The organism is Roseibium sp. FZY0029 (genome assembly GCF_036350355.1).
GTDB lineage: Bacteria > Pseudomonadota > Alphaproteobacteria > Rhizobiales > Stappiaceae > Roseibium.
The window spans coordinates 45,013-67,274 of record NZ_JAZDVZ010000004.1 but is presented as its reverse complement, the minus strand read 5'-3'; the positions used below and the strand labels follow the sequence as shown (position 1 = coordinate 67,274).

Sequence of the window (22,262 nt, the reverse complement as noted above, 5' to 3'; positions counted from 1 at the left end):
AGCGAACTAGTCCGAAATCGAGAAGGCACCTTCGGGCTTCAGGAGGATCTGCATATCCTCCATGGGGGCGCCGCTGATCCTGGCGAGAAGAACCTTGGCCATGGCTCTGCCGGTGGCGCGCAGGTCCTCATCGATGGTCTCGATTCTCGGGCGGAAGTGATTGGAAATGGGCGAGGCGCGTTTGGCGACAACGTCGACCTCCACACCCGGTGTCAGCCCGATGTCGTTGAGATAGGCCAGGGTGACGAGCGCCATCACTTCGCCGACACAGACGTAGCCATCAGGCGCGTTGGGTCCGGCGTGGAGGGAGCGCAGGGTTGCGGCGATCTCATCGGGCTCGCTGTCGAGGTCGACGCCATCCGGAACCGTGAGCTGAACACCATGGGCCATGGCTGCCTGACGGGCGCCAAAGCGCAGATGCTGGCCGAATGTGTAGCGTTCGTTCGGCATGACCATGCAGATGTGTCTGCGCCCCTTTGCGACCAGCCGTTCCACGGCCATGCGGGCGAAGACTTCGTTGTCGAAATCGACATAAGGGTGGGGCGTGGTGAAGTCCGTCCGGCCGTGGGTGGCGAAGGGAAAGTCGTGCTCCAGCAGATAGCGGACCCTGTCATCGAAACATTCGGTCCGGGTGAAGACGATGGCATCGGCCAGCGAATGCCTGCGGATGTTGCGGATCACCTCAAGCCGGTCGTCGGCAAGGCCATCCGCGGTGATGGTGATCGCATAACCCGTTCCGGCAAGACCTTCGGACATTCCGCCGAGAAATTCGGATGTGAAGCTGAGGAATTCGTGCCGGGTGTTCAAAAGAAGACTGATGACCTTGGTGCGGCCGGTGCGCAGGCGCTGCGCCGCCCGGTTGGGCACATAGCCGAGCCGCCCCGCCACTTCGGAAACACGTTCGCGCGTTGCCTCCGCGATCCTGGGGTCTCCGGCGAGGGCGCGCGAAACCGTGGTCACGGCAAAGCCGGCCTCCTGCGCAACCGTGCGCAAGGTGGGACGAGGCAGTTTTTCCGCGGCGCGTCCGCCAGTGGGGTCAAAGGTTTTTCGCGTCATGCCCGTTCACTTTTGCCGCAGCGTTCTAGCGTAAAAAGCCGATCAAGTCTAATCAAGGCTTTTAAAACGTTACAACACAAAAATACGCTGCACTGCAGCACCGAAACACATGCCTTAATAGTATGTAAAACAAACAAAACCCGTCGATTTTCGGATGTTGTGAAAATCGTTGACAGCACGCCAGTTTGCAACGTTACAATAAACGTTGCGTGACACCCGAATGCCGGTCTCCGGCACTCGAAACGCCTTTGGGCACCTATGGGAGGAATATGATGTCTTTGAAATCGCTGAAGCTGGGCCTCGCCGCCCTTGCAATGAGCACAAGCCTGGCGTCCGCCGCCGATGTTGAAGTTCTGCATTGGTGGACGTCCGGTGGTGAAGCTGCTGCTCTGAACGTCCTGAAGCAGGACCTGGAAAGCCAGGGCATCGGTTGGCAGGACATGCCGGTCGCAGGTGGCGGCGGTACCCAGGCCATGACCGTTCTGCGCGCCCGCGTCACCTCCGGCAACCCGCCCACCGCGGTGCAGATGCTCGGCTTCGATATCACCGACTGGGCCAAGGAAGGTGCGCTTGCCGACCTGAACATCATCGCCGGCATGGAAGGCTGGGACGATGTGGTTCCGGCAGCCCTGCAGAAATTCTCCAAGTATGACGGCAAGTGGGTCGCCGCACCGGTGAACGTCCACTCCACCAACTGGGTCTGGGCAAACAAGGCCATCCTTGATGAACTCGGCATCGAGCCGCCGCAGAACTGGGACGAATTCGTTGCCGCTCTGGAAAAGGTGAAGGCATCCGGCAAGACCGCGATCGCTCATGGCGGTCAGGCCTGGCAGGACGCGACCATCTTCGACGCGGTCGTCATGGCGACCGGTGGACCCGAGTTCTATCAGAAGGCCTTCATCGACCTGGACGAGGAAGCACTCGGCTCCGACACTATGAAGGAAGCTTTCGACCGCATGGCGGTGATCCGCTCCTATGTGGACGACAACTTCTCCGGCCGTGACTGGAACCTTGCGACCGCCATGGTCATCAACGGCGATGCGGCCTTCCAGATGATGGGCGACTGGGCGAAGGGCGAATTCCTGAACGCCGGCAAGAAGCCGGATGAAGACTTCCTCTGCTTCCGCTTCCCGGGCACCCAGGACCAGGTAACCTTCAACGCCGACCAGTTCGCGATGTTCGCGCAGGGGCCGGAAGTCGGCAAGGAGCAGGCTGCACTTGCAACCGCTATCCTGTCGCCAAGCTTCCAGTCCGCGTTCAACGTTGTGAAAGGGTCTGTTCCGGCCCGGACCGACGTGCCGAACGATGCCTTTGATGCCTGCGGCAAGAAGGGCATGGCGGATCTGAAAAAGGCTGCCGACAGCGGCAACCTCTATGGCTCCATGGCACATGGCCACGCCAACCCGGCAGCCATCAAGAATGCCATGTACGATGTGATCACGGCGCACTTCAACGGGGAATACGACAGCGAGACCGCTGTTGCAGAACTCGTTACCGCCGTACAGATCAACAAGTAACGGCCTCATGGAGAGCGGTGATCCCTCACCGCTCTCCCACCGGTTCGGCGGACCGACGCGCGGTTGCGAGCAACCGCCCCAGAGCCGGCCGGATCCAAAATCTCAGAGCTGCCGGGCGCGTTCGTCCGAACGCCGGCACCCATGCTCTAGGTCGGGGAATTCAAGATGTCTCTCTCTGAAACGGCGAACCCGCGCGGTTCCGTTGTTGACAGACTGCGTGATGCTTTGCCCAAACTTGTGCTGAGCCCGACGATCGCCATCGTGGCGGTCTTCGTTTATGGCTTCATTGCCTTCACGCTTTATCTGTCTTTCACGGACAGCCGCATTCTGCCCTCCTTCGGTTGGGTCGGTTGGCAGAACTATCAAAACCTCTTCAAGATCCGTGCCTGGGATACGGCCGTTTCGAACCTGGTGGTGTTCGGCGTTCTCTACATCACCATCTGCTGCGTCCTCGGCCTGCTGCTGGCGATCCTTCTCGACCAGAAGATCCGCGCAGAAGGTTTCATCCGCACGATCTACCTTTATCCGATGGCGCTCAGCTTCATCGTGACCGGTATCGCCTGGAAATGGTTTCTCGATCCGGGCATTGGCATCGAGGCCGTCGTGCGCGGTTGGGGCTGGGAAACCTTCACCTTCAACTGGATCAAGGACCGAGACTTCGCGATTTATACCATCGTGATCGCGGCGGTCTGGCAGACCTCGGGCTTCGTCATGGCGATGTTCCTGGCAGGCCTGCGCGGGATCGACAGCGAGATGATGAAGGCGGCCCAGATCGACGGTGCGTCCACCTTCGCGCTTTATCGCCGGATCGTGATCCCGCAGCTGCGGCCTGCCTTCATGTCGGCCTTCGTGGTGCTCGCCCATATGGCGATCAAGTCCTATGACCTGGTGATCGCCCTGACCGGCGGCGGGCCGGGCACGGCGACGGAAGTGCCGGCAACCTTCATGTATTCCTACACCTTCACCCGAAACCAGATGGGCATCGGTGCGTCCTCCGCCGTGATCATGCTGATGACGATTGCCGCGATCATCGTGCCCTACCTCTGGTCGGAACTCAGGGAGAAAAAGTGATGTCGACGATGTCAAGGTCTTCCTCCCCGCGTCCGGCCCGGGTGATCCTCTACCTGCTGCTCGCGCTGTTCTGCATCTACTACCTGCTGCCGCTCTACGTGATGGTGGTCAACTCGCTGAAGCCGCTCGCCGAAATCACGTCCGGCGGGATGATGGCCCTGCCGAAGGAATGGACCATCGCTCCGTGGCAAAGCGCCTGGTCAACTGCACAGGTCGGCGTCGAGGCGACGGGTCTGCGGCCTTATTTCCTCAATTCCATTATCATGGTCGTTCCGGCGGTCGCCCTGTCGACGCTGGTCGGTGCGCTCAATGGCTATGTTCTGACGAAATGGACGTTTCGCGGTGCAACCGTCCTGTTCGGCCTCCTGCTGTTCGGTTGCTTCATTCCGTTCCAGATGGTGCTGATCCCGATGGCCCGGATGCTGGGGCTGATGGGGCTCGCCGGCACCGTGCCGGGGCTGATCTTCGTGCACTTCGTCTACGGGATCGGCTTTTCGACGCTCTATTTCCGCAACTACTACGCGGCCTTCCCGACCGAGCTTGTGCGGGCGGCGCAGATCGACGGGGCCGGCTTCTTCCGGATCTTCTGGCGCATCCTGCTGCCATCATCCGGGCCGATTGCCGTGGTCTGCATCATCTGGCAGTTCACCAACATCTGGAACGACTTCCTGTTCGGCGCGTCCTTCTCCGACTTCGACAGCCAGCCAATGACCGTTGCTCTCAACAACCTGGTGCAATCCTCCACCGGGGTGAAGGAATACAACGTGCATTTCGCCGGCGCGATCATGGCCGCGCTGCCAACCCTTCTCGTCTACATCGTCGCGGGCCGCTACTTCGTGCGTGGTCTGATGGCTGGCTCGGTAAAAGGATAAGACAATGGGCTTTCTCGACATCAAGCAGGCGACCAAGTCCTATGGATCCTTGCGGGTCCTGCATGAAACCGACATATCGATCGAAGAGGGCGAGTTCCTCGTGCTCGTCGGCCCGTCCGGCTGCGGCAAGTCCACCTTGCTCAACATGATCGCCGGCCTGGAGGACATCACCTCCGGCGAGATCGCGATCAAGGGCAAAAGCATGAACGGCGTCAAGCCGGCGGACCGCAACATCGCGATGGTGTTCCAGTCCTACGCGCTTTACCCGAACATGACCGTTGCCGGAAACATCTCCTTCGGCATGGAAATGCACGGCATCGCCAAGCCGGAACGCGAAAAGCGAATCGGCCAGGTGGCAGATCTGCTGCAGATCAGCCATCTGCTCGACCGCAAACCGGGCCAGCTTTCCGGCGGCCAGCGCCAGCGTGTCGCCATGGGCCGGGCGCTGGTGCGCGAGCCGGATGTGTTCCTGTTCGACGAACCGCTGTCGAACCTGGATGCCAAGCTGCGCGTCGACATGCGTACGGAAATCAAGAAGCTGCACCAGAAGCTCGGCACGACCATCGTCTACGTGACCCACGACCAGATCGAGGCGCTGACGCTGTCGACCCGGATCGCGGTCATGTTCGGCGGCTATGTCCAGCAGCTGGGCACGCCGAAAGAGATCTACGACAATCCGGCCAACATGTTCGTGGCGGGTTTCATGGGATCGCCTTCCATGAACCTGTTCCCTGCCAAGGTCGTCTCGGCGGACGGCAAGCCGGCGGCGGAAGTCACGCTGGCAGACGGCAAGACGGCGGCCATTCCCTTCGCCTCCGACACGTTGTCCTCCAGCATCGGCCGGGACATCATCCTCGGCATCCGGCCGGAAGCGATCACCGACAAGGACGGCGCCGACCGCAATTCCAAGGCGGTTCATATCGTCGATGCGCCTGTGGAAGTTACCGAGCCCGCGGGCTCCGACACATTCGTCGTCAGCCAGATCGGCGGCAAGGATGTGACCGGTCGATTCCGGGCAGACGTTGCCGTGAAGGCGGGGGACGTGTTCCCGTTTGCCTTCAATATGGAAAAGGCGGTCGCCTTTGACCCGAAAACCGAAAACCGGATTGCCTGACCCATGACCACGGCGCCCGACATCGTGATCATCGGCAGCGGCATGGGCGGAGCGTCCCTCGCCGCGGGCCTTGCTCCGACCGGGGCCAGGATCACGATTCTGGAACGGGGCCACCGGATACCGGACGATGCTCCAGCCCGGGACCCCTGGCGCATCTATACCAACAGCGCCTTCCGGGCGCCGGAAACCTGGCTCGACGGGCAGGGCAACCCGTTCGAGCCGGGCAACTATTACAACGTCGGCGGCAACTCGAAGCTCTACGGTGCGGTGCTGATCCGTTACCGGGAAGAGGATTTCGGCGCGCTGGCCCATTATGACGGCGTTTCTCCGGCCTGGCCGTTTCCCTATGACGAGTTGTCGCCCTGGTATGATGCCGCGGAGCAGCTTTTCCAGGTCCGAGGCGATACCGCCTCCGATCCGACGGAGCCGCCGCACGGCAGGCCTTATCCGTTTCCGCCGGTCCCGGACGAAGACGCGATCCGCGTCGCCCGGCGGCGTCTGGAACAGGCCGGCGTCCGGCCGTTCAGCCTGCCGCTTGGGGTCGATATCGACCGGTGGCTCGATGCCGGGCACACCGGCTGGGACGGATATCCGGACCTCAGGTGCGGCAAGATGGATGCGGAAACCTGCGCGCTGGAGGCGGCTCTTGCCCATGACAACGTGACCCTTGTCACCGGCGCGGAAGTCACCGCACTCAAGACAGGCAAAATGCTCGGCAAGATCGAGGAAGTTCACTACCGCAAGGATGGCGAAGATCTCTGCCTGACACCGGGTGTCGTTGCCCTGTGCGCGGGTGCGGTCCAATCCGCGGCACTTCTGCTTCGGTCCGGCGTTGCCAATCTGTCGGATAATGTCGGCCGCTGTTTCATGAACCACAATGCGACGGCGATGATCGCCATTGATCCGCGGTTCCGAAATACTTCCGTCTATCAGAAGACTTTTGGACTGAATGACTGGTACCTCGATGACGGTGACGACGGCATGCCTCTGGGCAACGTCCAGCTTCTGGGCCGGGTGACCCCGGATATCCTGAAAATCCAGGTGCCACGACTGCCGAAATTCGCCGCCCGCTGGATCTCGGGCCACGCGCTCGATCTCTATCTGATTTCCGAAGATCTGCCCGATCCGGAAAGCCGGGTCGTCCTGAAAGACGGCAAGATCCAGCTCATCTGGCGGCGGTCCAACATGACCGCGCACAGAAAGCTGGTCGAAAAGACGCGCAAGACCCTTCGCGAGGCCGGTTTCCCGGTGGTGCTGTCACGGCTGTTCGACGGCAGGGTGCCGTCGCATCAGTGCGGCACCGTGCGCATGGGTGATGATCCCGAGACCTCGGTGCTCAATCCGGACTGCCGGTCCTGGGACCATCCGAACCTTTTCGTGACGGACGCGGGGGCGCTGCCGACCTCGGCCGCCGTCAATCCGGCCCTCACTGTTGCAGCGCTGGCGTTGCGCGCCGCCGAAACCATCAAGAAGGATCTGGCGGCATGATGAGGATCGCACTTGTCACCGGCGGCCAGCGTGGCATCGGTCTCGGTATTTCCCGGGCGCTCGCAGACGCGGGCTACACGGTTGCCATCGCCGCGCAGGAAGAAGCGGATGCACCGGAGGTGACCGAAGCCCTGAACAGCCTTGGCGGCAAGGGCCGCTATTTCCGTCACGACCTTCTGGACATCGACCATTGCAAGGCCCTGCTGGACCAGGTGGAAGCGGATCTTGGGCCGGTGACGGCTTTTGTTTCCAACGCGGGGGTTCCGGCCAGGATCCGGGGCGACATGCTGGATCTTGCTCCGGACAGCTTCGATTTCGTCATGGGCGTCAATCTGCGCGGTGCGTTCTTCCTGGCGCAGGAAGTGGCGAGACGCATGGTGAAGCGGCCGTCCGACAGCTATCACTCGATGAGCTTCATCACTTCCGTAAGCGCGGAGATGGTGTCGATCGAACGGGCGGAATACTGCCTGTCGAAAGCAGGCGCCGCCATGATGGCGGAGCTTTTCGCCGTCCGGCTTGCACCGCATGGCATCGGGGTTTTCGAACTCCGGCCAGGCATCATCGAAACCGGCATGACCGCCGGTGTGAAAGACACATACACGGCCCGGATCGAAGGCGGTCTGGTGCCTGCTGCCCGGTGGGGGCAGCCCGCCGATATCGGCTCAATCATCGTGCCGATTGCCGAAGGCCGGATGGCCTTTGCAACCGGTTCGACCTTCGCGGTGGACGGCGGTCTGTCGATCCCCCGGCTTTAGAGCGAGTTGTTCTGAGAGACTTCAGATGAATACAGGCTACGACTTCATCATCATCGGTGGTGGCAGCGCCGGCTCCGTTGTTGCCGCGCGTTTGACCGAGAACCCGGACGTTTCCGTGCTGCTGCTGGAGGCGGGCGGACGCGACTGGCATCCGTTCTACCACCTGCCTGCCGGCTTTGCGAAAATGACCAAGGGCATCGGCTCCTGGGGCTGGCACACGGTGCCGCAAAAGCACATGCAGGGCCGGGTGTTCCGCTATACCCAGGCGAAGGTGATCGGCGGAGGCTCTGCCATCAACGCGCAGATCTACACCCGCGGCAACGCACTTGATTACGACGAGTGGCGTCAGATGGGCTGCGAGGGCTGGGGCTATGAAGATGTTCTGCCCTATTACCGCAAGGCCGAGGACAACGACACCTACGACAACCGCTACCACGGCAAGGGTGGCCCGCTGGGCGTTTCCAAACCCTGTGCCCCGCTGCCGATCTGCGAAGCCTATTTCGAAGCCGCTGCCGCCCTTGGTATTCCCAAAAACGAGGATGTGACCGGCGAGAAGCAGGACGGTGTTGCCTATTACCAGCTGACCCAGCGCAATGCCCGCCGGTCTTCCGCCGCCATGGCCTATCTTGCGCCCAACAGGGGCAGGCCCAATCTCCACATCAAGACAGGTGCCCAGGTGCGCCGCATCGTGGTGGAAAAGGGCAAGGCAACCGGTGTCGAGCTGATTGACGGCACCCGGCTGACGGCGGGCTCGGAAGTCATTCTGTCGTCCGGCTCCATCGGTTCACCCCGGTTGCTGCAGCTTTCCGGCATCGGCCCGGCAGAGGAACTCAGAAAGCTCGGCATCGATATCGCCTATGACCAGCCGGAGGTCGGGTCCAACCTGCAGGACCATCTGGACCTCTATTGTATTTGCGAGGTCAGCGGCCCGCACACCTACGACCGCTATGCCAAGCCGCATCTGTCGGTGCTGGCGGGCCTGCAGTATCTGCTCACCCGGCGCGGGCCGGTGTCCTCCAGCCTCTTCGAGACAGGCGGGTTCTGGTACGCGAACCCGGATGCGCGTTCGCCGGACCTGCAGTTCCATCTGGGTCTGGGGACGGGGATCGAATCCGGTGTCGCCGCCATGCCGGACGGCGGCGTGACGCTCAACTCCTGTTACCTGCGTCCGCGCTCGCGCGGCAGCGTGCGCCTGAAGAGCGCCAATCCGGCCGATGCGCCGTTGATCGACCCGAATTACCTGCAGGACAGCCAGGACCGGGAAATGTCGATCCGGGGTCTGAAGCTGACCCAGGAAATTCTGGCTCAGGCACCGCTGAAGCCTTTCATCAAGGCCGAACATCTTCCGGGGCCAGGAGTGAAGACCGACGAAGACTACTTCCGCTTCATCTGCGAACACTCCAAGACCTCCCACCACCCGGCCGGCACCTGCCGCATGGGCTCCGACGACAAGGCGGTGGTCAATCCGCGCCTGAGGTTCAACGGTGTCGAGGGGCTGCGCGTGGTCGATGCCTCGATCATGCCGACAGTCATCTCATCCAACACCAATGCCGCGGCCATCATGATCGGCGAGAAAGCCTCCGACATGATCCGCCAAGATCACGGGGCGCTGTCATGATCCGTCATATCGTTCTCATCAAGTTTCAGCCGGATGTTGCCGAAGAGCTGATCGAAAGCCTGTTTCAGGAGCTCAGAAGCATCCGAGATCAGGTGTCCGGCATCGGCGAGATCGTTTCAGGCCGCAGCGAAAGCCCGGAACAGATCGAACGCGGCTACATGCACGGTTTCACCGTCGATTTCGAAAGTTGGGAGGCGCTGGAAGCCTACCAGACTCATCCGGACCACAAGGCGCTTGGCGCCAGGCTGGTCGCCAATGCCATCGGCGGGATCGACGGCATTCTCGTCCTCGATATTCCCGTTTCGGCCTGACCGGCCATCAAGTTTCCGGAGCGTATCATGCTGACCTTGCCCACTTACGAAAACCGGCTGGAACCTTACAGCCTCACCGGCGAAGCCCTGACCCCGCGCGCACCGCGCGTGCCACTGACCCGAACCGCTTTTGCCGCGGCGCATGTGGTGTCGGATCCTCTGCGCGAACGTGACCCCTGGGACGGCTCTCCGGCGGTCGATTGGGGAAACACGCTGAAATTCCGGCACTGGCTGTGGGACCAGGGGCTGGGGCTGGCCGAGGCTATGGACACGGCGCAGCGCGGCATGGGCGTTGACTGGGCAACGGCAAAGGAACTGATCGAACGCACTATGAAGGAGGCAAAGGCGCATCCGCTGAAGCCGCGCGTTGCCTGCGGCGCGGGAACCGACCAGGTGCCGCTCGATAAGCTGAGGACCAACGATGATATCGTCGCGGCCTATTCCGTTCAGCTTGAGGCCATTGAGGCGGCGGGCGGGCAGGCGATCCTGATGGCATCGCGGGCGCTTCCTGCCATCGGGGCCGGGCCGGATGATTATGCCGACGTCTATGGGCGGTTGATCACGCAGGCGCGGGAGCCGATTATCCTGCACTGGCTGGGCGACATGTTCGATCCCGCGCTCACCGGCTATTGGGGCTCGACCGACGTCGCGGCGGCGTCCGACGCGGTGCTCGCCATCATCGAAAGCCATGCGGCCAAGGTCGACGGCATCAAGATCTCACTGCTCGATCAGGCGCACGAGGAGGCCTTCCGCGCACGCCTGCCGGAGGGTGTGCGGCTTTATACCGGCGACGACTTCAACTATGCGGAGCTGATCGCCGGCGACGGCAAGCACTATTCCCATGCCCTGCTCGGAGCCTTTGCGGCGATTGCACCCGTTGCAAGTCAGGCACTGGAAGCCCTGGCGGAAGGCGATCTTGAAACCTATCACGCCCTTTTCGCGCCAACCGTCCCGCTGAGCCGGGAAATCTTCAAGGCGCCGACCCGCTTCTACAAGGCCGGAATCGCCTTCCTTGCCTGGCTGAACGATGCCCAGAGCCACTTCATCATGCCGGCCGGGTTCCAGTCTTCGCGAGAAATTGCGCATTATGCCGAAGTCTTCCGACTTGCAGATCAGGCTCGATTGTTGTCAAAGCCGGAGATCGCCGAGGAGCGCATGGGGCTGCTCCTGAAACTGCACGGGATCGGATAGACCTTTCATGAAGAAGCGGCCGACAATTCTGGATGTTGCGAGACAAGCGGGGGTTTCGAAATCCACTGTTTCGCTGGTGCTCCAGAATTCGTCGCTGGTGAAACAGTCGACACGGGACGAGGTGACCAAGGCCATCAATGAGCTTGGGTACGTCTATAACCGCTCGGCGGCTGGCCTTCGGGGGGCCGCATCCGGTCTCATCGGCCTGATCATCAACGATCTGCGCAACCCCTTCTTCACCGAATTTGCCGCCAGTGCGCAGATGACTTTCGCCAGTAAGGGCTACTCCACCGTCATCGCCAACACGGACGAGGATCCGGAAATCCAGGCGCAGGTGATCGACAGCATGATCGAGCATGGTGTGTCGGCCTTCGTCATCTCGCCGACCTATGGCGGCGACGAAAGCCCGTTCGACCGGATCGAGCGGGCCGGTATTCCGACGATGCAGGTGCTGCGCCAACTGGACAAGCGCACGGACCTGTTCCCCTTCGCCTCCCACGACTATGCCTTTGGCGGCGAAGCGGCCGCGCAGCACCTCATCGATACGGGATGTCACAGGATTGCGTTCGCCGGAGGTCTCGCCGACAGGCCGATCACGCTGGAACGCATGTCCGGCTATCGATACGTCATGCAGGCCAACGGACTTGCGCCGACCATCTTTCACGGGCGGCCCTCGAGACAGTTCGGCCGCGAGATCGCACTGAAGATCCTGCAAGAGCATGAAGACCTGGAAGCGGCAATCTGCTTCAGTGATCTGGTTGCGCTCGGCATGCTCAGCGGCTTCGCCGAGCTTGGCATCAAGGTCGGCCAGGAATTCAAGATCATCGGCTTCGACGATATCGAGGAATGTTCGCTGGCCTATCCCCGGCTGAGCTCGGTCCGGTGCGACACGGCGTTGTTCGGCCGCAACGCCGCCGAAGCGATGCTTTCCTGGATCGTCGACGGCGTCAGGCCGCCGGACACGAAACATTATCCGGTCGAGCTGATGAAACGGCAGTCGACACTGGGGTTCGGTGGATGACAGGATATTCCGAAGAGGTTCCGTCATGGCGCTTGGTCAAGGCGAGCGTGGCTTCAACTCGTCCGCCATGCTTGGCAAGAACCGCTTGCATGCAAACCCCACCGAAAGCCAACTGATATGAACGAGCTGGAGACGCTTCTTCAACGGGCTCAGGCCCTGATCTTCGATTGCGACGGAACGCTGGTGCAAACGCCGGCCCTTTACGCCGGTGCCTGGCAGGATGCGTTCAAGGCCGCCGGTCACCATATGGAGCCGGACTGGTATCACGCCCGCGCGGGCATGTCGGAACACGTTCTGCTGGACGACTTCGAGAGCGAACACGGCGTAACGGTGGATCGCGGTCTGACGGTCCGGGAGATGCGGTCGGCGGTTCTGGAGCGGATCGGGGAAGTCAGCGAGATCGAGATAATAAGCTCCATCGCACGCAGGTTTCACGGCAAATTGCCGATGGCGGTCGCCTCCGGCGGGCCGAGGGAAGTGGTGCTGGCGTCCTTGAAGGAGACCGGGCTTCTGCCACTGTTCGACACGGTGGTCACCATCGATGACGTGGCCCACGCCAAGCCTGCGCCTGATCTCTTCCTGGAAGCTGCATCCCGGCTTGCCGTCACGGCCGCGCAGTGCCTTGTGTTCGAGGACAGCCAGCAGGGGCTTGAGGCGGCGCATAACGCCCGGATGCCGGTTGTTGATGTGAACCATCTGATCGGATAACGCCGCCTTTGCCGGAAAGGTCAGTAAGGCGGTCTTGTGAAGCCGGGTCATTCCGGTTTGCCGGCGTGCCATCGGTTCAGCTTTTGGGACCTGTGCTTCGGCAGAAGCGAAGCGACGACAGTCGGCGCGGGCGACGTGATAAAACAAGACGTTTGAACACAGGATCTGTTGTTCTGCTGCCCCAAAACGAGAAAACCCCGCCGGAGCGGGGTTTTCGGACATTAAAAACGCGATGAAGCTTACTTGATTGGAGCCAGAACCATCACCATCTGGCGGCCTTCCAGCTTCGGCGCGGATTCGACCTTGGCGATTTCGTTGGTTTCCTCACGGACCTTGTTGAGCAGGTTCATGCCCAGATCCTGGTGGGCCATTTCGCGGCCCCGGAAACGGAGTGTGACCTTCACCTTGTCGCCTTCGCCAAAGAACCGCAACATGCTCTTCATCTTCACTTCGTAGTCGTGCGTGTCGATGTTCGGACGCATCTTGATCTCTTTGATCTCGACGGTCTTCTGTTTCTTGCGGGCTTCTGCTGCTTTCTTCTGAGCCTGGTACTTGTACCGGCCATAGTCCAGGATCTTGCAGACAGGCGGATTTGCATTCGGCTGGATTTCAACAAGATCCAACCCGGCATCCATGGCGATGCCCATGGCCTCTTCTGTCGGGACGACGCCACGGTTGGCGCCTTCATGATCAATCAACTGGACTTCGCGAACGCGAATTTCATGGTTTGTGCGCGGGCCTTCCTTCGTAGGAGGCGGGGCGCGGAACGGACGGCGAATGGTCGCAAACTCCTCTTTCGTTTCAACGTGGCGTTAGGACTTGGCTATGGTCCATACACAAAAAACCTCGGAACGCTGGTACCAAGGTGCTGATATGGTTATGGCCTAACACCATCCCTCAAGGTCCTGCGAAACCGGCAAAAAGTCAAGCGAAAACACCGTTTTCGACCTGCCTGGTGACATTTTCAGGACCTGAAGCTCCGGCCAGCCGGTACGGGCCAGCCAAGTGCCTGCCGGTTTGGAAAGGTTGCAATCCCACCGGCAGATGGTCAAGTAAGCAGTCAGCTTGCCCATATCAAGGAAGGATACCGGTTTGGACGGCGGGAAATTCATGTTGCAGCTTCTCAGAATCGCGTTCGGTTTCATCTTCGCGGTTCTGGCATGCGGCCTGTTCCTTGCCTGGGGCTTTTTCCGGGCCGGGCATCCTGAAACCGATCCGGTCGCTTTTGCAACCATGGTCGGCAGCGGTCTTGTCGGCGCAAGTGTTGTCGGTGCAACGGCGCTTGCTCCGGCTGCCGCCGCAATCGTTCTGGCGGAGGCGGCACGGCTGCGCAGTTTCCTGTTCCACGTCGGTGCCGCCGGGGTGATCGCTTTCGCCGTCTGGACATTGGGCACCGAGGCAGCGGACACAGCCTTCCGGCCCGGCAGCGCCGTAGCGCTTGCTGCCGGGTTTATTGCCGGTGCAATTTACTGGCTGATTGCCGGAAGGACATCCGGTTGCTGGCTTGGCGAGAAAGCGGTGGGGCAGCGGGACGGTAAAAACGGAGCCTGAGCGCGCACAGGGAGGCTAGAGCAAGCGCCCATGGACAAACGTCAGATTTCTCCGTCTTTCAAAGCTTCCTGTGCCGCCTGATAGTGATCCGGACGGATGTGACTGCGAATCATCGCATAGGCAGCAAGAAGCACGGTGGCATCATCACCAAAGCCGATGCCGATCAGAAAATCGGGCACAGCGTCCAATGGCAGCACGAAATAGGCGAGGGCCGCCAGCAGCGTCGCGCGCACCTTGCTCGGTGTCGCAGGATCAAGCGCGCAGAAGTAGCCGGCCACCACATCTTCCATGAAGGGCACCTGCCGTGCAGCCTTGCGGGCTGTTGACATCAGCTTTTGCCGGATCGTCTTCTTCTGCTCTTCTTCCGGACCGAGGATCTCGGGGTCAAAGCCAAGGTCTTCAAAGGTGGTGTTCATGTTGCCGCCTGTGCCTGTTGTCCTTTGCCCTAGAGATAGGTTCGGTGCGCGCGCTCTTCAACTTCGTGCACGCCTGCTTCTGAAATGCAGGCATGCTCAAAGCTGCAGTTCCTAGAGGGTTGCGGCGCTGTTTTCTTCCGCCTCGGCCACGTCGCTATAGCCAAGGCGCTCCAGTGCACGGTCGATATCCCGCAGGCCGGAGGTGTCAGGGGTGTCGCCGCCCATCGGGCTTTCCGTTGCAGCCCGTTGAAGGGCGCGTGCATCATCCCGCATTTTCAGAAGCTCTTTGACCCGCTCATCCTTGCTGCGCGAGTCGTCCTTCAGAATTCGGGCAATCTCGTCCCTGGTGCTGTCGGTCATGTTCGGTACTCCTGCTGTAAGAGGCAATCGGGGCATCGGCGTGTCGGATTGCCACCACCCGAGACGGGCGGCTTGCGATTGTCCTTTTTTGATCGTCCCACTTCCTGAGACACGAGGTTCGGCAAGTGATCGCTTACAGGAGAATATATCCGACAATCGCCAGAGCGATCACGGCGCCGGCCGTCCCGATTGCCAGGACATAGCGCATCTCGCGCAGCTCAAGACCCTGCTTGGCTTCCTTTTCCTTCAAAACGACCTTGTCGTCCTGTACTCCGGCACGTTGGTTATAAGTCATATCTTCCTCACTTGGTTGAAGTGGCTGGCAACCGCCGAACGCGGCTCTGGCTCGGTGCATTTCTGGCCCACCTCTGCGGTGCATCTGAAGTTTGAAAGTTCCTCGCGCCACGTTTGGCATGTCGCGGGCGTTTCCTTTGCTGTTGACCAGTTCGGGTTCTGCAGGTCGATGCTGCACAGCCGCTCCGTGAAAACAGCAAGATCGAAACGCATCAAACGTTCTGATGGGTCAGCCGGTAGTGCTCCGCTCCATCCGGTCAGTAAGACAGAAGGAAAATCAGAGCGAGCAGCGAGAAGATGACGCCGGTGAACCCGAAGCCAAGTGCCAGTTGTTTCCAGCTCGAAGCTTCCCTGTCCCTGATCCGGTCGCGCAAGATGGCAAGGTGCCTGTCTGCATCGTCATTAAAGCCGTGATAGATCATCGTAACTACCTCGCGATTGCCACTGGGCAGCCTCGATTACTGGCTGCATTCGATTGTAAACGCTCCAGGTGCCAATTTGTTCCCAAAGGGAACTTCACGCCTGTGCAACCGTTTGCCTGAGGAGACCCGCCCCGATATCAAAAAGAGCCCCAAGGAGACACCGTCCATATGAGTTTTGACAGCCTGCCGCTCTGGCTCTTGCTTGCAATCTTCGCGGCAGCGGGAGGCGTCATTCTGGTATGCGGCATCCGTCTCACCGGTCAGGCTGACCGCATCGCCGACCGAACCGGACTGGGCGAAGCGCTCGTCGGCGGGGTTCTGCTGGGGGCGGCAACTTCTCTTTCCGGCACCGTCGTCTCCGTTACGGCTGCGCTGGACGGTCGTGCGTCTCTGGCTTTTTCAAACGGTGTCGGCGGCATTGCGGCCCAGACAGCCTTTCTGGCTATTGCCGATATCGTTTACCGGCGCGCCAACCTCGAGCATGTCGCTGCGGATGTTTCCAGCTTGTTTCAATGCGCTCTGCTGGTGCTGTTGCTGTCGATACCCATGGTTGCCTACACCACGCCGGAGGTCACGCTGCTCGGCATTCACCCGGCTTCCTATGCTTTGGTCATTGTCTATTTCGGCGGCGTGATAGCTCAACGGCGTGTGCACGAACAGCCCATGTGGCAGGCCGTGCATACGTCCGAGACGCATGAGGACAGCCCGGATGAGGCGCAGCAGGATATGCGCGGCAACGTGAGGCTGATCGCGGCCTTTGCTGGCCTGATGCTTGTGCTTGCTTCCATGGGCTGGGTGCTGGCCGAAGTCGCAGGCGAGCTGACGGATCGTTTCGATCTCAATGCGTCGCTTGTCGGTGCCCTGATGACGGCTGTGGTCACGTCGTTGCCCGAGCTGGTAACGACGCTGGCCGCTGTGCATCGTGGTGCCCTGCAGCTCGCCATCGGCGGTATCGTTGGCGGCAACACGTTCGATACGCTGTTTCTCACCCTCTCGGACATCGCATATCGCGACGGCTCGCTGTATCACGCCGTCTCCTCACAGGATTACTTCTGGCTGACGATCGGGCTGGTGATGACGGCAATCCTTCTTCTGGGCTTGCTTGTGCGCCAGAAGTCCGGACCGGGAGGGATCGGCTTTGAAAGTGTCAGTCTGCTAGGCGTCTATGGCGGTGCAATCGCTTTTCAGGCGATTGTCTGATCCGCCGGCGGACCGCGTCCCTCACAGCAAGGCGGTCAATGCCCAGGCGACGGCCGCGACGGGCAGCAGCGCAACCAGTGCATACAGTCCATCCCGGGTCAGAAGCGAGACTGCGATCAGGCAGACCGCCGCGCCAAGAAGGGATGATGAAAACGGCACCAGCTCCAGAAGCGGCATCAGGGCGCCGAACATCAGGCAGGCGAGCGGTAACAGGGCCCGCAGCGGTTGGCGGAAAAGAAACCGGGCCCGTTTTCTGGAATGGTCGTCCAACCACCGGGCGGCAGGCCGCAGCTTGGCCATCGCCCGCCGCACCTTGTCGCCCTCAAGGCTCTGCCGGCCCAACCAGGCCGGTAGCCAGACCTGATCGCGTTTCAGCAGCCACTGCGCTGCGATCAGAAAAATGGTCAATCCGCACAGGCTTGAGAACAGGGGGATGCCGCTGAGCGGGGTCACGACGGCCGCCGCGGGCACGAGCATCATGGCTGCAAATCCGGCTTGCTCGAACGCGCTGACGACGCGATCAAGCGAGACAGGTCCTTCTTTCGTGATTTCTGCGACCCGGTCGATAATCGATGTCAGGGGCCGGTCCGTGTCCGGATCAGCGGTCATCATCTTTCCAGTTCGGGTGGCTGTGACCGGCAGGCTCACCTGCCGAAAGTGAAGACATGCAAGGCGCTTGTCGGTCAGGGGTACTCATGTCAACTGCAATGTGGCGATAACGGGGACCCTGGCGCCCGGCGTATGTTTTTCGGGGGGGAGGGTCCCTTCAGCCGGATATACGAGGTTACTCGCCAAAAACGAGTTTTTCGATGCGGTCGACAGGATGATTGGTCAGGTCCTTATCGATTTCCGCAATGATGCGGTCGCTGACTTCCTTGTGAAGGTGCTTGCGAACCTGGCCGAGAACCGACGGTGCGGCGACCAGCACGATCTCGTCGAATTTGCCCTTGTGCGCACGTTTGTAGAGCATGTCGGCGAGGTCGGCGGCAAAATCGTCTTCCGCAAGCGCGTGCCAGTCGGCTTCCTGTACGGCGCTGCGATGGCCCTGGGGGCCGTCGCTCAGTCGGCCGGGGCGGTCGGACGTCTGCTCGCGATTGGGAGGGTTGTCCTGTGTTTCCTTCCGGAAGACAGTGAGGTTGGGATGTTGCTTCGTGCCAGCATTGACCAGGAACAGCGCCTTGGTGCCGTCAGCAACGACCACCCAGCCGTCATGTTTCAGTCGGATTGAATCCTTCATGTCGCACTCCTGCAGTTTTGGGTCCGTTATTTTAAAACGCCGCACAGCCCGATGCGTTCCTGTAAATACCTGTGACAAATTGGGTGCTTCGCAAGACTACCTGAGCGGGAAATTTGGACCGGGTCTTACTGTGAGAACGGTTATGTCCTATGTCAAAAAGGTCGTGCGCAACAACCAAAGCAATCCGTTCTTGAAAGGACTAAAACCATGAAGAAATTTGCAATCGGGCTCGGAGCTGCCGTGCTTGCCCTTGCCAGTGTTGCTGCACAGGCTGGCGAAACACCGGCTCCGGACGGCGTGAAGCTCTATTTCGTCAATCTGAAGGATGGCGATACCGTGAAAAATCCGGTGACCATCCAGTTCGGCCTTGCCGGCATGGGCGTTGCCCCGGCAGGCACGGAAAAGGAAAACACCGGGCACCATCACCTGATCATCGATGAAACCATCGAGGGTGAGGAACTGAATGAAGCCATTCCGGCCGATGACAACCACAAGCATTTCGGCGGCGGCCAGACGGAAACCACCATCGAACTGCCGGCCGGCAAGCACACCCTGCAGCTGGTTCTTGGCGACTGGTCGCACATTCCGCACAACCCGCCGGTGATGTCCGAAAAGATCACGGTGACCGTGGAATAGGCGGCACCCAGGACCGGTAACCGTCCGGAACGAAAAAGTTGTTGCGGCGTTGCTCAGTTATGCTGACCGACCCGCAACAAGGAACGACCATGCTAGACCGGCTTGCCGCAGAGATGGACCTCAGCTTTGGCCCCGTGCCACTGGAGGTTCTGGTTCTGCGGATGACGGCGGCCATTGTTCTGGGCGGTATTATCGGGTTCGAGCGGGAGAAGCGCGGCAAGGACGCGGGCCTCAGGACCCACATGCTGATTGCATTTGCCTCTTGCCTGTTTCTCCTGATCAGTCAGGCTCTTGCCGATCTTCCTTTCTCCGGAGCCAGCAACGTCAATGTCGATCCGCTCCGTCTGGTCGAAGCCGTGACGGCAGGTGTGGCTTTTCTCTCCGCAGGGCTGATCTTTTCCCGCAACGGTTCGGTGCAGAATGTCACCACGGGTGCATCCATGTGGCTTGCAGGCGCGATCGGGACGGCCTGTGGCGTCGGTCAGATCGGACTGGCAGGCCTGGCAACCCTCATGGTGGTGGTCGTGCTTGCCGTGATCGGCCGCCTGCAAAAACGACTCAGCCCTCAAGTCCGGGACGCCGCCCCGGACAAGGGGTTTCAAAGGGTTCGCCGCGCGCAGGACAAAGATCAGTCAGTTGATCCGGCAGGTGAACGTGCGCTGCGTTAAAGATCAGGCGTTGCCGCGTGTCTCGAGCAGGCGGCGAGCTATCACCTGCGCCTGAATTTCCGCCGCACCTTCAAAAATGTTCAGGATGCGGGCATCGCACAGGACGCGGGAGATTGCATATTCCAGCGCAAACCCGTTGCCGCCGTGGATCTGCAGCGCATTGTCTGCCGCCGCCCAGGCGACACGGGCACCGAGCAGCTTTGCCATGCCGGCTTCCAGATCGCAGCGCTTGCCGGAATCTTTCTGCCAGGACGAGAAATAGGTGAGCTGGCGTGCAATCATCAGTTCGGCGGTCATCATGGCCAGCTTGTCGGAAACACGCGGGAAGTTGACCAGTTCCTTGCCGAACTGAACGCGTTCTTCCGCATATTTCAGCCCAAGATCCAGCGCGCACTGGGCGACGCCCAAAGCCCGGGCGGCTGTCTGGATGCGGGCGCCTTCGAAGGTCTGCATCAACTGCTTGAAACCTTCGCCCTCGACCTGGCCGAGAAGATTTTCGCCCTTCACCTCGAAGCCGTCGAAGGCGATTTCGTATTCCTTCATGCCCCGGTAGCCGAGAACCTCGATCTCACCGCCGCTCATGCCTTCGGCCGGAAAGGGCTCGTCGTCGGTGCCGCGCGGCTTTTCGGCGATGAACATCGACAAGCCCTTGTAGCCGGGCTCCTCCGGGTTGGTGCGGGCCAGCAAGGTCATGATATCGGCGCGGACCGGATGGGTGATCCAGGTCTTGTTGCCGGACACCTTCCAGACGTCCCCGTCCTTCACGGCGCGGGTTTTCAAAGAGGCAAGGTCCGAACCGGTGTTGGGTTCGGTGAAAACAGCCGTCGGCAGGATCTCGCCGGAGGCGATCTTGGGCAGCCAATGCTGCTTCTGCTCTTCGGTGCCTCCGCACAGGATGAGTTCCGCCGCGATTTCCGACCGTGTGCCCAGCGATCCGACACCGATGTAGGCGCGGGAAAGTTCTTCGGAGACGACGCACATCGCCTCCTTGCCAAGTCCGAGGCCACCGTATTCTTCCGGAATGGTGAGGCCGAAGACGCCGAGTTCGGACATCTGCTCGATGATCTCAAGCGGGATGTAGTCGTTCTTCAGGTGCCACTCGTGGGCATTCGGCACGACGTTGTCTTCCGCAAAGCGCCGCATTTCGTTGCGGATCTGCTCCATGGTCTCGTCGAGGCCCGGGTCACCGAAGGTGGAATGACCGGCCTGGTCACGGATCAGACGCGTGATCTCGGCGCGGATCTCCGGCCGGTTGCCGCTTTCGATCAGGGACAGGATTTCCGCTGTCTGGAATTCCAGTGCCTCTTCCGCCGAAACACCCAGATCCGGCAGGCGAACGATTTCACCCTGGTTCATCGGAATGCCGCCGAAGATCTGCGCCAGGTATTCCGCAAATCCGAGCTGGACAATTTGGTCCTCAAGGACGCCGTAGCGGCCCTCGGAGCTTAGCCGTTTCGAATAGGCATCCAGTTGGCGCAGGGATTCCACATAGGTTGCGAACCACGCCAGCCCGTGCGTTGCCCGTTGTTCCTCTTCCATCCGCCGGGAGGAGATGCGTCCGTCCTCGCTGACGCGGTCGCGCACCCGCTGCGCTGCAAGATTAAGCAGATGGTCAAGCGTAGCGACAGCGGCTTCCGTGCGCTCGCTCAGGCTCGCGGGTGTTTCTGCGGCCGGCAGGGCTGCGGTTGGCATGGCGATCTCCGTTTTCATTTGTTGCGCAGCAGCGCTTCTTGTTGAAGCTATGTTGCGTTGCACACCGTCATTTGTCGAGCGTGAATTTATAGACCTTTTGGCGGATGCGGTTTTCACCACCCAGGCTTGACGAATTGCGCCGACACAGGCCACATCTTCAACCATGAGCGCCAGACAGACAGTTCTCGTGATCTACGCCGTCCTGAAAGACGCCATCGGTCACTTCGCCCGGGATGACGGCTTTGCAATGGCCAGTCATGTGGCGCTTTCGGGGTTGCTGGCCATCTTCCCGCTGCTGATTTTCATCGCCGCTCTGGCGGCCTTTCTGGGTATGACCGGTGCCGCCGACACGGTGTCGGAACTGATGTTCGACGCCTGGCCGAGCAGTGTCGCCTCTCCGGTGGTGCGGGAAATCCAGAATGTCCTGACCATTCGCCGCGGCGATCTCGTGACCTTTGGCGCTGTGGCGGCCCTGTGGTTTTCCTCCAATGGGGTGGAAGCGCTGCGCACCGCGCTCAACCGGGCCTACCGGCAGCATGAAAACCGCTCCATCGTGCTGTTGCGGCTGCAATCGATCGGGCTTGTGCTGCTCGGCGCTGGCATCTTGCTCGCCTACACGTTTCTGGTGGTTCTTGCGCCGCTTGCCATCGAGAGCCTGAAGATTGTCGTGCCTCAGATCGAGACCTTCCTGGTTTCGATCAACGTCGCCCGGTATACGCTGGCCGGATCGCTGCTGATCATCGGCCTGTTCATCACCCACTGGCTGCTGCCGGCGGGCCATCGCACCTTCCGCGACCTGTGGCCTGGGGTGTTCGCCACGCTGTTCATGTGGATCATCGCAGGCAGCGCCTTCGGGGCCTATCTTGCCAGCTTCGCCAATTATGTGTCCACCTATGGCGGTCTGGCGGGGATCATGACCGCGCTGATCTTTCTTTATATCTGCTCACTGGTGTTCATTCTGGGGGGAGAACTGAATGCCGCGATTTCCCGCCAGCGACGCTACTGGCGCCGCCGCAAGGAGCAGCTCGCGCTGGCGCTCGAGCCGGACGAGGCCTGACCGGAGG

At 60.8% G+C, this 22,262-nt stretch carries 25 protein-coding genes; 16 read left to right on the top strand and 9 right to left on the bottom strand.

The window, feature by feature from the left end; all coding sequences use genetic code 11:
• Positions 1 to 6: 6 nt before the first annotated feature.
• Entirely contained in the window at positions 7 to 1,056 is a 1,050-nt protein-coding gene (locus V1T76_RS11870; RefSeq protein ID WP_330560876.1) for a LacI family transcriptional regulator, read from the bottom strand.
• Positions 1,057 to 1,325: 269 nt separating this feature from the next.
• Here V1T76_RS11870 and V1T76_RS11865 point away from each other — a divergent pair, with 269 nt between their 5' ends.
• The 11 genes from V1T76_RS11865 to V1T76_RS11815 all read left to right on the top strand — a co-directional run bounded on the left by V1T76_RS11865 (position 1,326) and on the right by V1T76_RS11815 (position 12,722).
• Complete coding sequence (locus V1T76_RS11865) at positions 1,326 to 2,573, top strand: ABC transporter substrate-binding protein (RefSeq protein ID WP_442970114.1); 1,248 nt, start codon at positions 1,326 to 1,328, stop codon at positions 2,571 to 2,573.
• A gap of 165 nt (positions 2,574 to 2,738) precedes the next feature.
• Entirely contained in the window at positions 2,739 to 3,644 is a 906-nt protein-coding gene (locus tag V1T76_RS11860; RefSeq protein ID WP_006940378.1) for a carbohydrate ABC transporter permease, read from the top strand.
• Positions 3,644 to 4,516: a carbohydrate ABC transporter permease gene (locus V1T76_RS11855; RefSeq protein WP_330560875.1), complete on the top strand. Its 873-nt coding sequence runs from the start codon at positions 3,644 to 3,646 to the stop codon at positions 4,514 to 4,516. Before V1T76_RS11860 ends, V1T76_RS11855 begins: the two co-directional genes overlap by 1 nt.
• 4 nt (positions 4,517 to 4,520) lie before the next feature.
• A complete protein-coding gene (locus V1T76_RS11850) occupies positions 4,521 to 5,630 on the top strand; it encodes an ABC transporter ATP-binding protein (protein WP_330560874.1) in 1,110 nt (369 codons plus the stop codon).
• Between the two features lie 3 nt (positions 5,631 to 5,633).
• Positions 5,634 to 7,118, top strand: coding sequence for a GMC family oxidoreductase (locus tag V1T76_RS11845; RefSeq protein ID WP_330560873.1), 1,485 nt, complete (start codon positions 5,634 to 5,636; stop codon positions 7,116 to 7,118).
• Positions 7,115 to 7,873 (top strand): 3-ketoacyl-ACP reductase, encoded by a 759-nt coding sequence (locus V1T76_RS11840; protein ID WP_330560872.1) that lies wholly within the window; start codon positions 7,115 to 7,117, stop codon positions 7,871 to 7,873. Before V1T76_RS11845 ends, V1T76_RS11840 begins: the two co-directional genes overlap by 4 nt.
• Before the next feature lie 25 nt (positions 7,874 to 7,898).
• Positions 7,899 to 9,491: a GMC family oxidoreductase gene (locus tag V1T76_RS11835; RefSeq protein ID WP_330560871.1), complete on the top strand. Its 1,593-nt coding sequence runs from the start codon at positions 7,899 to 7,901 to the stop codon at positions 9,489 to 9,491.
• Positions 9,488 to 9,802, top strand: a complete 315-nt coding sequence (locus V1T76_RS11830) for a Dabb family protein (RefSeq protein ID WP_330560870.1) — start codon at positions 9,488 to 9,490, stop codon at positions 9,800 to 9,802. Before V1T76_RS11835 ends, V1T76_RS11830 begins: the two co-directional genes overlap by 4 nt.
• 27 nt (positions 9,803 to 9,829) lie before the next feature.
• A complete protein-coding gene (locus V1T76_RS11825; RefSeq protein WP_330560869.1) occupies positions 9,830 to 10,993 on the top strand; it encodes a dihydrodipicolinate synthase family protein in 1,164 nt (387 codons plus the stop codon).
• Positions 10,994 to 11,000: 7 nt separating this feature from the next.
• Complete coding sequence (locus V1T76_RS11820; RefSeq protein WP_330560868.1) at positions 11,001 to 12,014, top strand: LacI family DNA-binding transcriptional regulator; 1,014 nt, start codon at positions 11,001 to 11,003, stop codon at positions 12,012 to 12,014.
• A gap of 117 nt (positions 12,015 to 12,131) precedes the next feature.
• A complete protein-coding gene (locus V1T76_RS11815) occupies positions 12,132 to 12,722 on the top strand; it encodes an HAD family hydrolase (protein WP_330560867.1) in 591 nt (196 codons plus the stop codon).
• 239 nt (positions 12,723 to 12,961) lie between these two features.
• On the opposite strand, the gene infC is transcribed toward V1T76_RS11815, so the two are convergent.
• Complete coding sequence (gene infC / locus V1T76_RS11810) at positions 12,962 to 13,501, bottom strand: translation initiation factor IF-3 (RefSeq protein WP_330561434.1); 540 nt, start codon at positions 13,499 to 13,501, stop codon at positions 12,962 to 12,964.
• 331 nt (positions 13,502 to 13,832) lie between these two features.
• Between infC and V1T76_RS11805 the strand changes: the two genes are divergently transcribed.
• Positions 13,833 to 14,273, top strand: coding sequence for a translation initiation factor IF-3 (locus V1T76_RS11805; protein ID WP_330560866.1), 441 nt, complete (start codon positions 13,833 to 13,835; stop codon positions 14,271 to 14,273).
• A 41-nt stretch (positions 14,274 to 14,314) separates the two neighbouring features.
• Here the strand turns inward: V1T76_RS11805 and V1T76_RS11800 are convergent, their stop codons facing one another.
• The 4 genes from V1T76_RS11800 to V1T76_RS11785 form a co-directional block, all read right to left on the bottom strand.
• Positions 14,315 to 14,689, bottom strand: coding sequence for a YkvA family protein (locus V1T76_RS11800; protein ID WP_006940364.1), 375 nt, complete (start codon positions 14,687 to 14,689; stop codon positions 14,315 to 14,317).
• Between the two features lie 111 nt (positions 14,690 to 14,800).
• The gene (locus tag V1T76_RS11795) at positions 14,801 to 15,049 is read right to left on the bottom strand and encodes a hypothetical protein (RefSeq protein WP_006940362.1); all 249 of its coding nucleotides are present in this window, start codon (positions 15,047 to 15,049) and stop codon (positions 14,801 to 14,803) included.
• A 133-nt stretch (positions 15,050 to 15,182) separates the two neighbouring features.
• On the bottom strand, positions 15,183 to 15,344 hold the full coding sequence (locus tag V1T76_RS11790) for a hypothetical protein (protein WP_330560865.1): 162 nt from the start codon (positions 15,342 to 15,344) through the stop codon (positions 15,183 to 15,185).
• 256 nt (positions 15,345 to 15,600) lie between these two features.
• A complete protein-coding gene (locus V1T76_RS11785; protein ID WP_330560864.1) occupies positions 15,601 to 15,765 on the bottom strand; it encodes a hypothetical protein in 165 nt (54 codons plus the stop codon).
• Positions 15,766 to 15,933: 168 nt separating this feature from the next.
• Here V1T76_RS11785 and V1T76_RS11780 point away from each other — a divergent pair, with 168 nt between their 5' ends.
• The gene (locus V1T76_RS11780) at positions 15,934 to 16,965 is read left to right on the top strand and encodes a sodium:calcium antiporter (RefSeq protein ID WP_330560863.1); all 1,032 of its coding nucleotides are present in this window, start codon (positions 15,934 to 15,936) and stop codon (positions 16,963 to 16,965) included.
• Positions 16,966 to 16,986: 21 nt separating this feature from the next.
• Here V1T76_RS11780 and V1T76_RS11775 read toward each other — a convergent pair whose 3' ends face one another.
• Positions 16,987 to 17,577, bottom strand: a complete 591-nt coding sequence (locus V1T76_RS11775; RefSeq protein WP_330560862.1) for an exopolysaccharide biosynthesis protein — start codon at positions 17,575 to 17,577, stop codon at positions 16,987 to 16,989.
• 172 nt (positions 17,578 to 17,749) lie between these two features.
• Entirely contained in the window at positions 17,750 to 18,202 is a 453-nt protein-coding gene (locus V1T76_RS11770; RefSeq protein WP_330560861.1) for a host attachment family protein, read from the bottom strand.
• A gap of 207 nt (positions 18,203 to 18,409) precedes the next feature.
• Here V1T76_RS11770 and V1T76_RS11765 point away from each other — a divergent pair, with 207 nt between their 5' ends.
• Positions 18,410 to 18,838: a DUF4399 domain-containing protein gene (locus tag V1T76_RS11765; protein WP_330560860.1), complete on the top strand. Its 429-nt coding sequence runs from the start codon at positions 18,410 to 18,412 to the stop codon at positions 18,836 to 18,838.
• An 89-nt stretch (positions 18,839 to 18,927) separates the two neighbouring features.
• Positions 18,928 to 19,506 (top strand): MgtC/SapB family protein, encoded by a 579-nt coding sequence (locus V1T76_RS11760; protein WP_330560859.1) that lies wholly within the window; start codon positions 18,928 to 18,930, stop codon positions 19,504 to 19,506.
• A gap of 3 nt (positions 19,507 to 19,509) precedes the next feature.
• Here V1T76_RS11760 and V1T76_RS11755 read toward each other — a convergent pair whose 3' ends face one another.
• Positions 19,510 to 21,198: an acyl-CoA dehydrogenase family protein gene (locus V1T76_RS11755; RefSeq protein WP_330560858.1), complete on the bottom strand. Its 1,689-nt coding sequence runs from the start codon at positions 21,196 to 21,198 to the stop codon at positions 19,510 to 19,512.
• Between the two features lie 163 nt (positions 21,199 to 21,361).
• On the opposite strand from V1T76_RS11755, the gene V1T76_RS11750 reads away from it, so the two are divergent.
• Positions 21,362 to 22,255, top strand: a complete 894-nt coding sequence (locus tag V1T76_RS11750) for a YihY/virulence factor BrkB family protein (protein ID WP_330560857.1) — start codon at positions 21,362 to 21,364, stop codon at positions 22,253 to 22,255.
• Positions 22,256 to 22,262 lie beyond the last annotated feature (7 nt).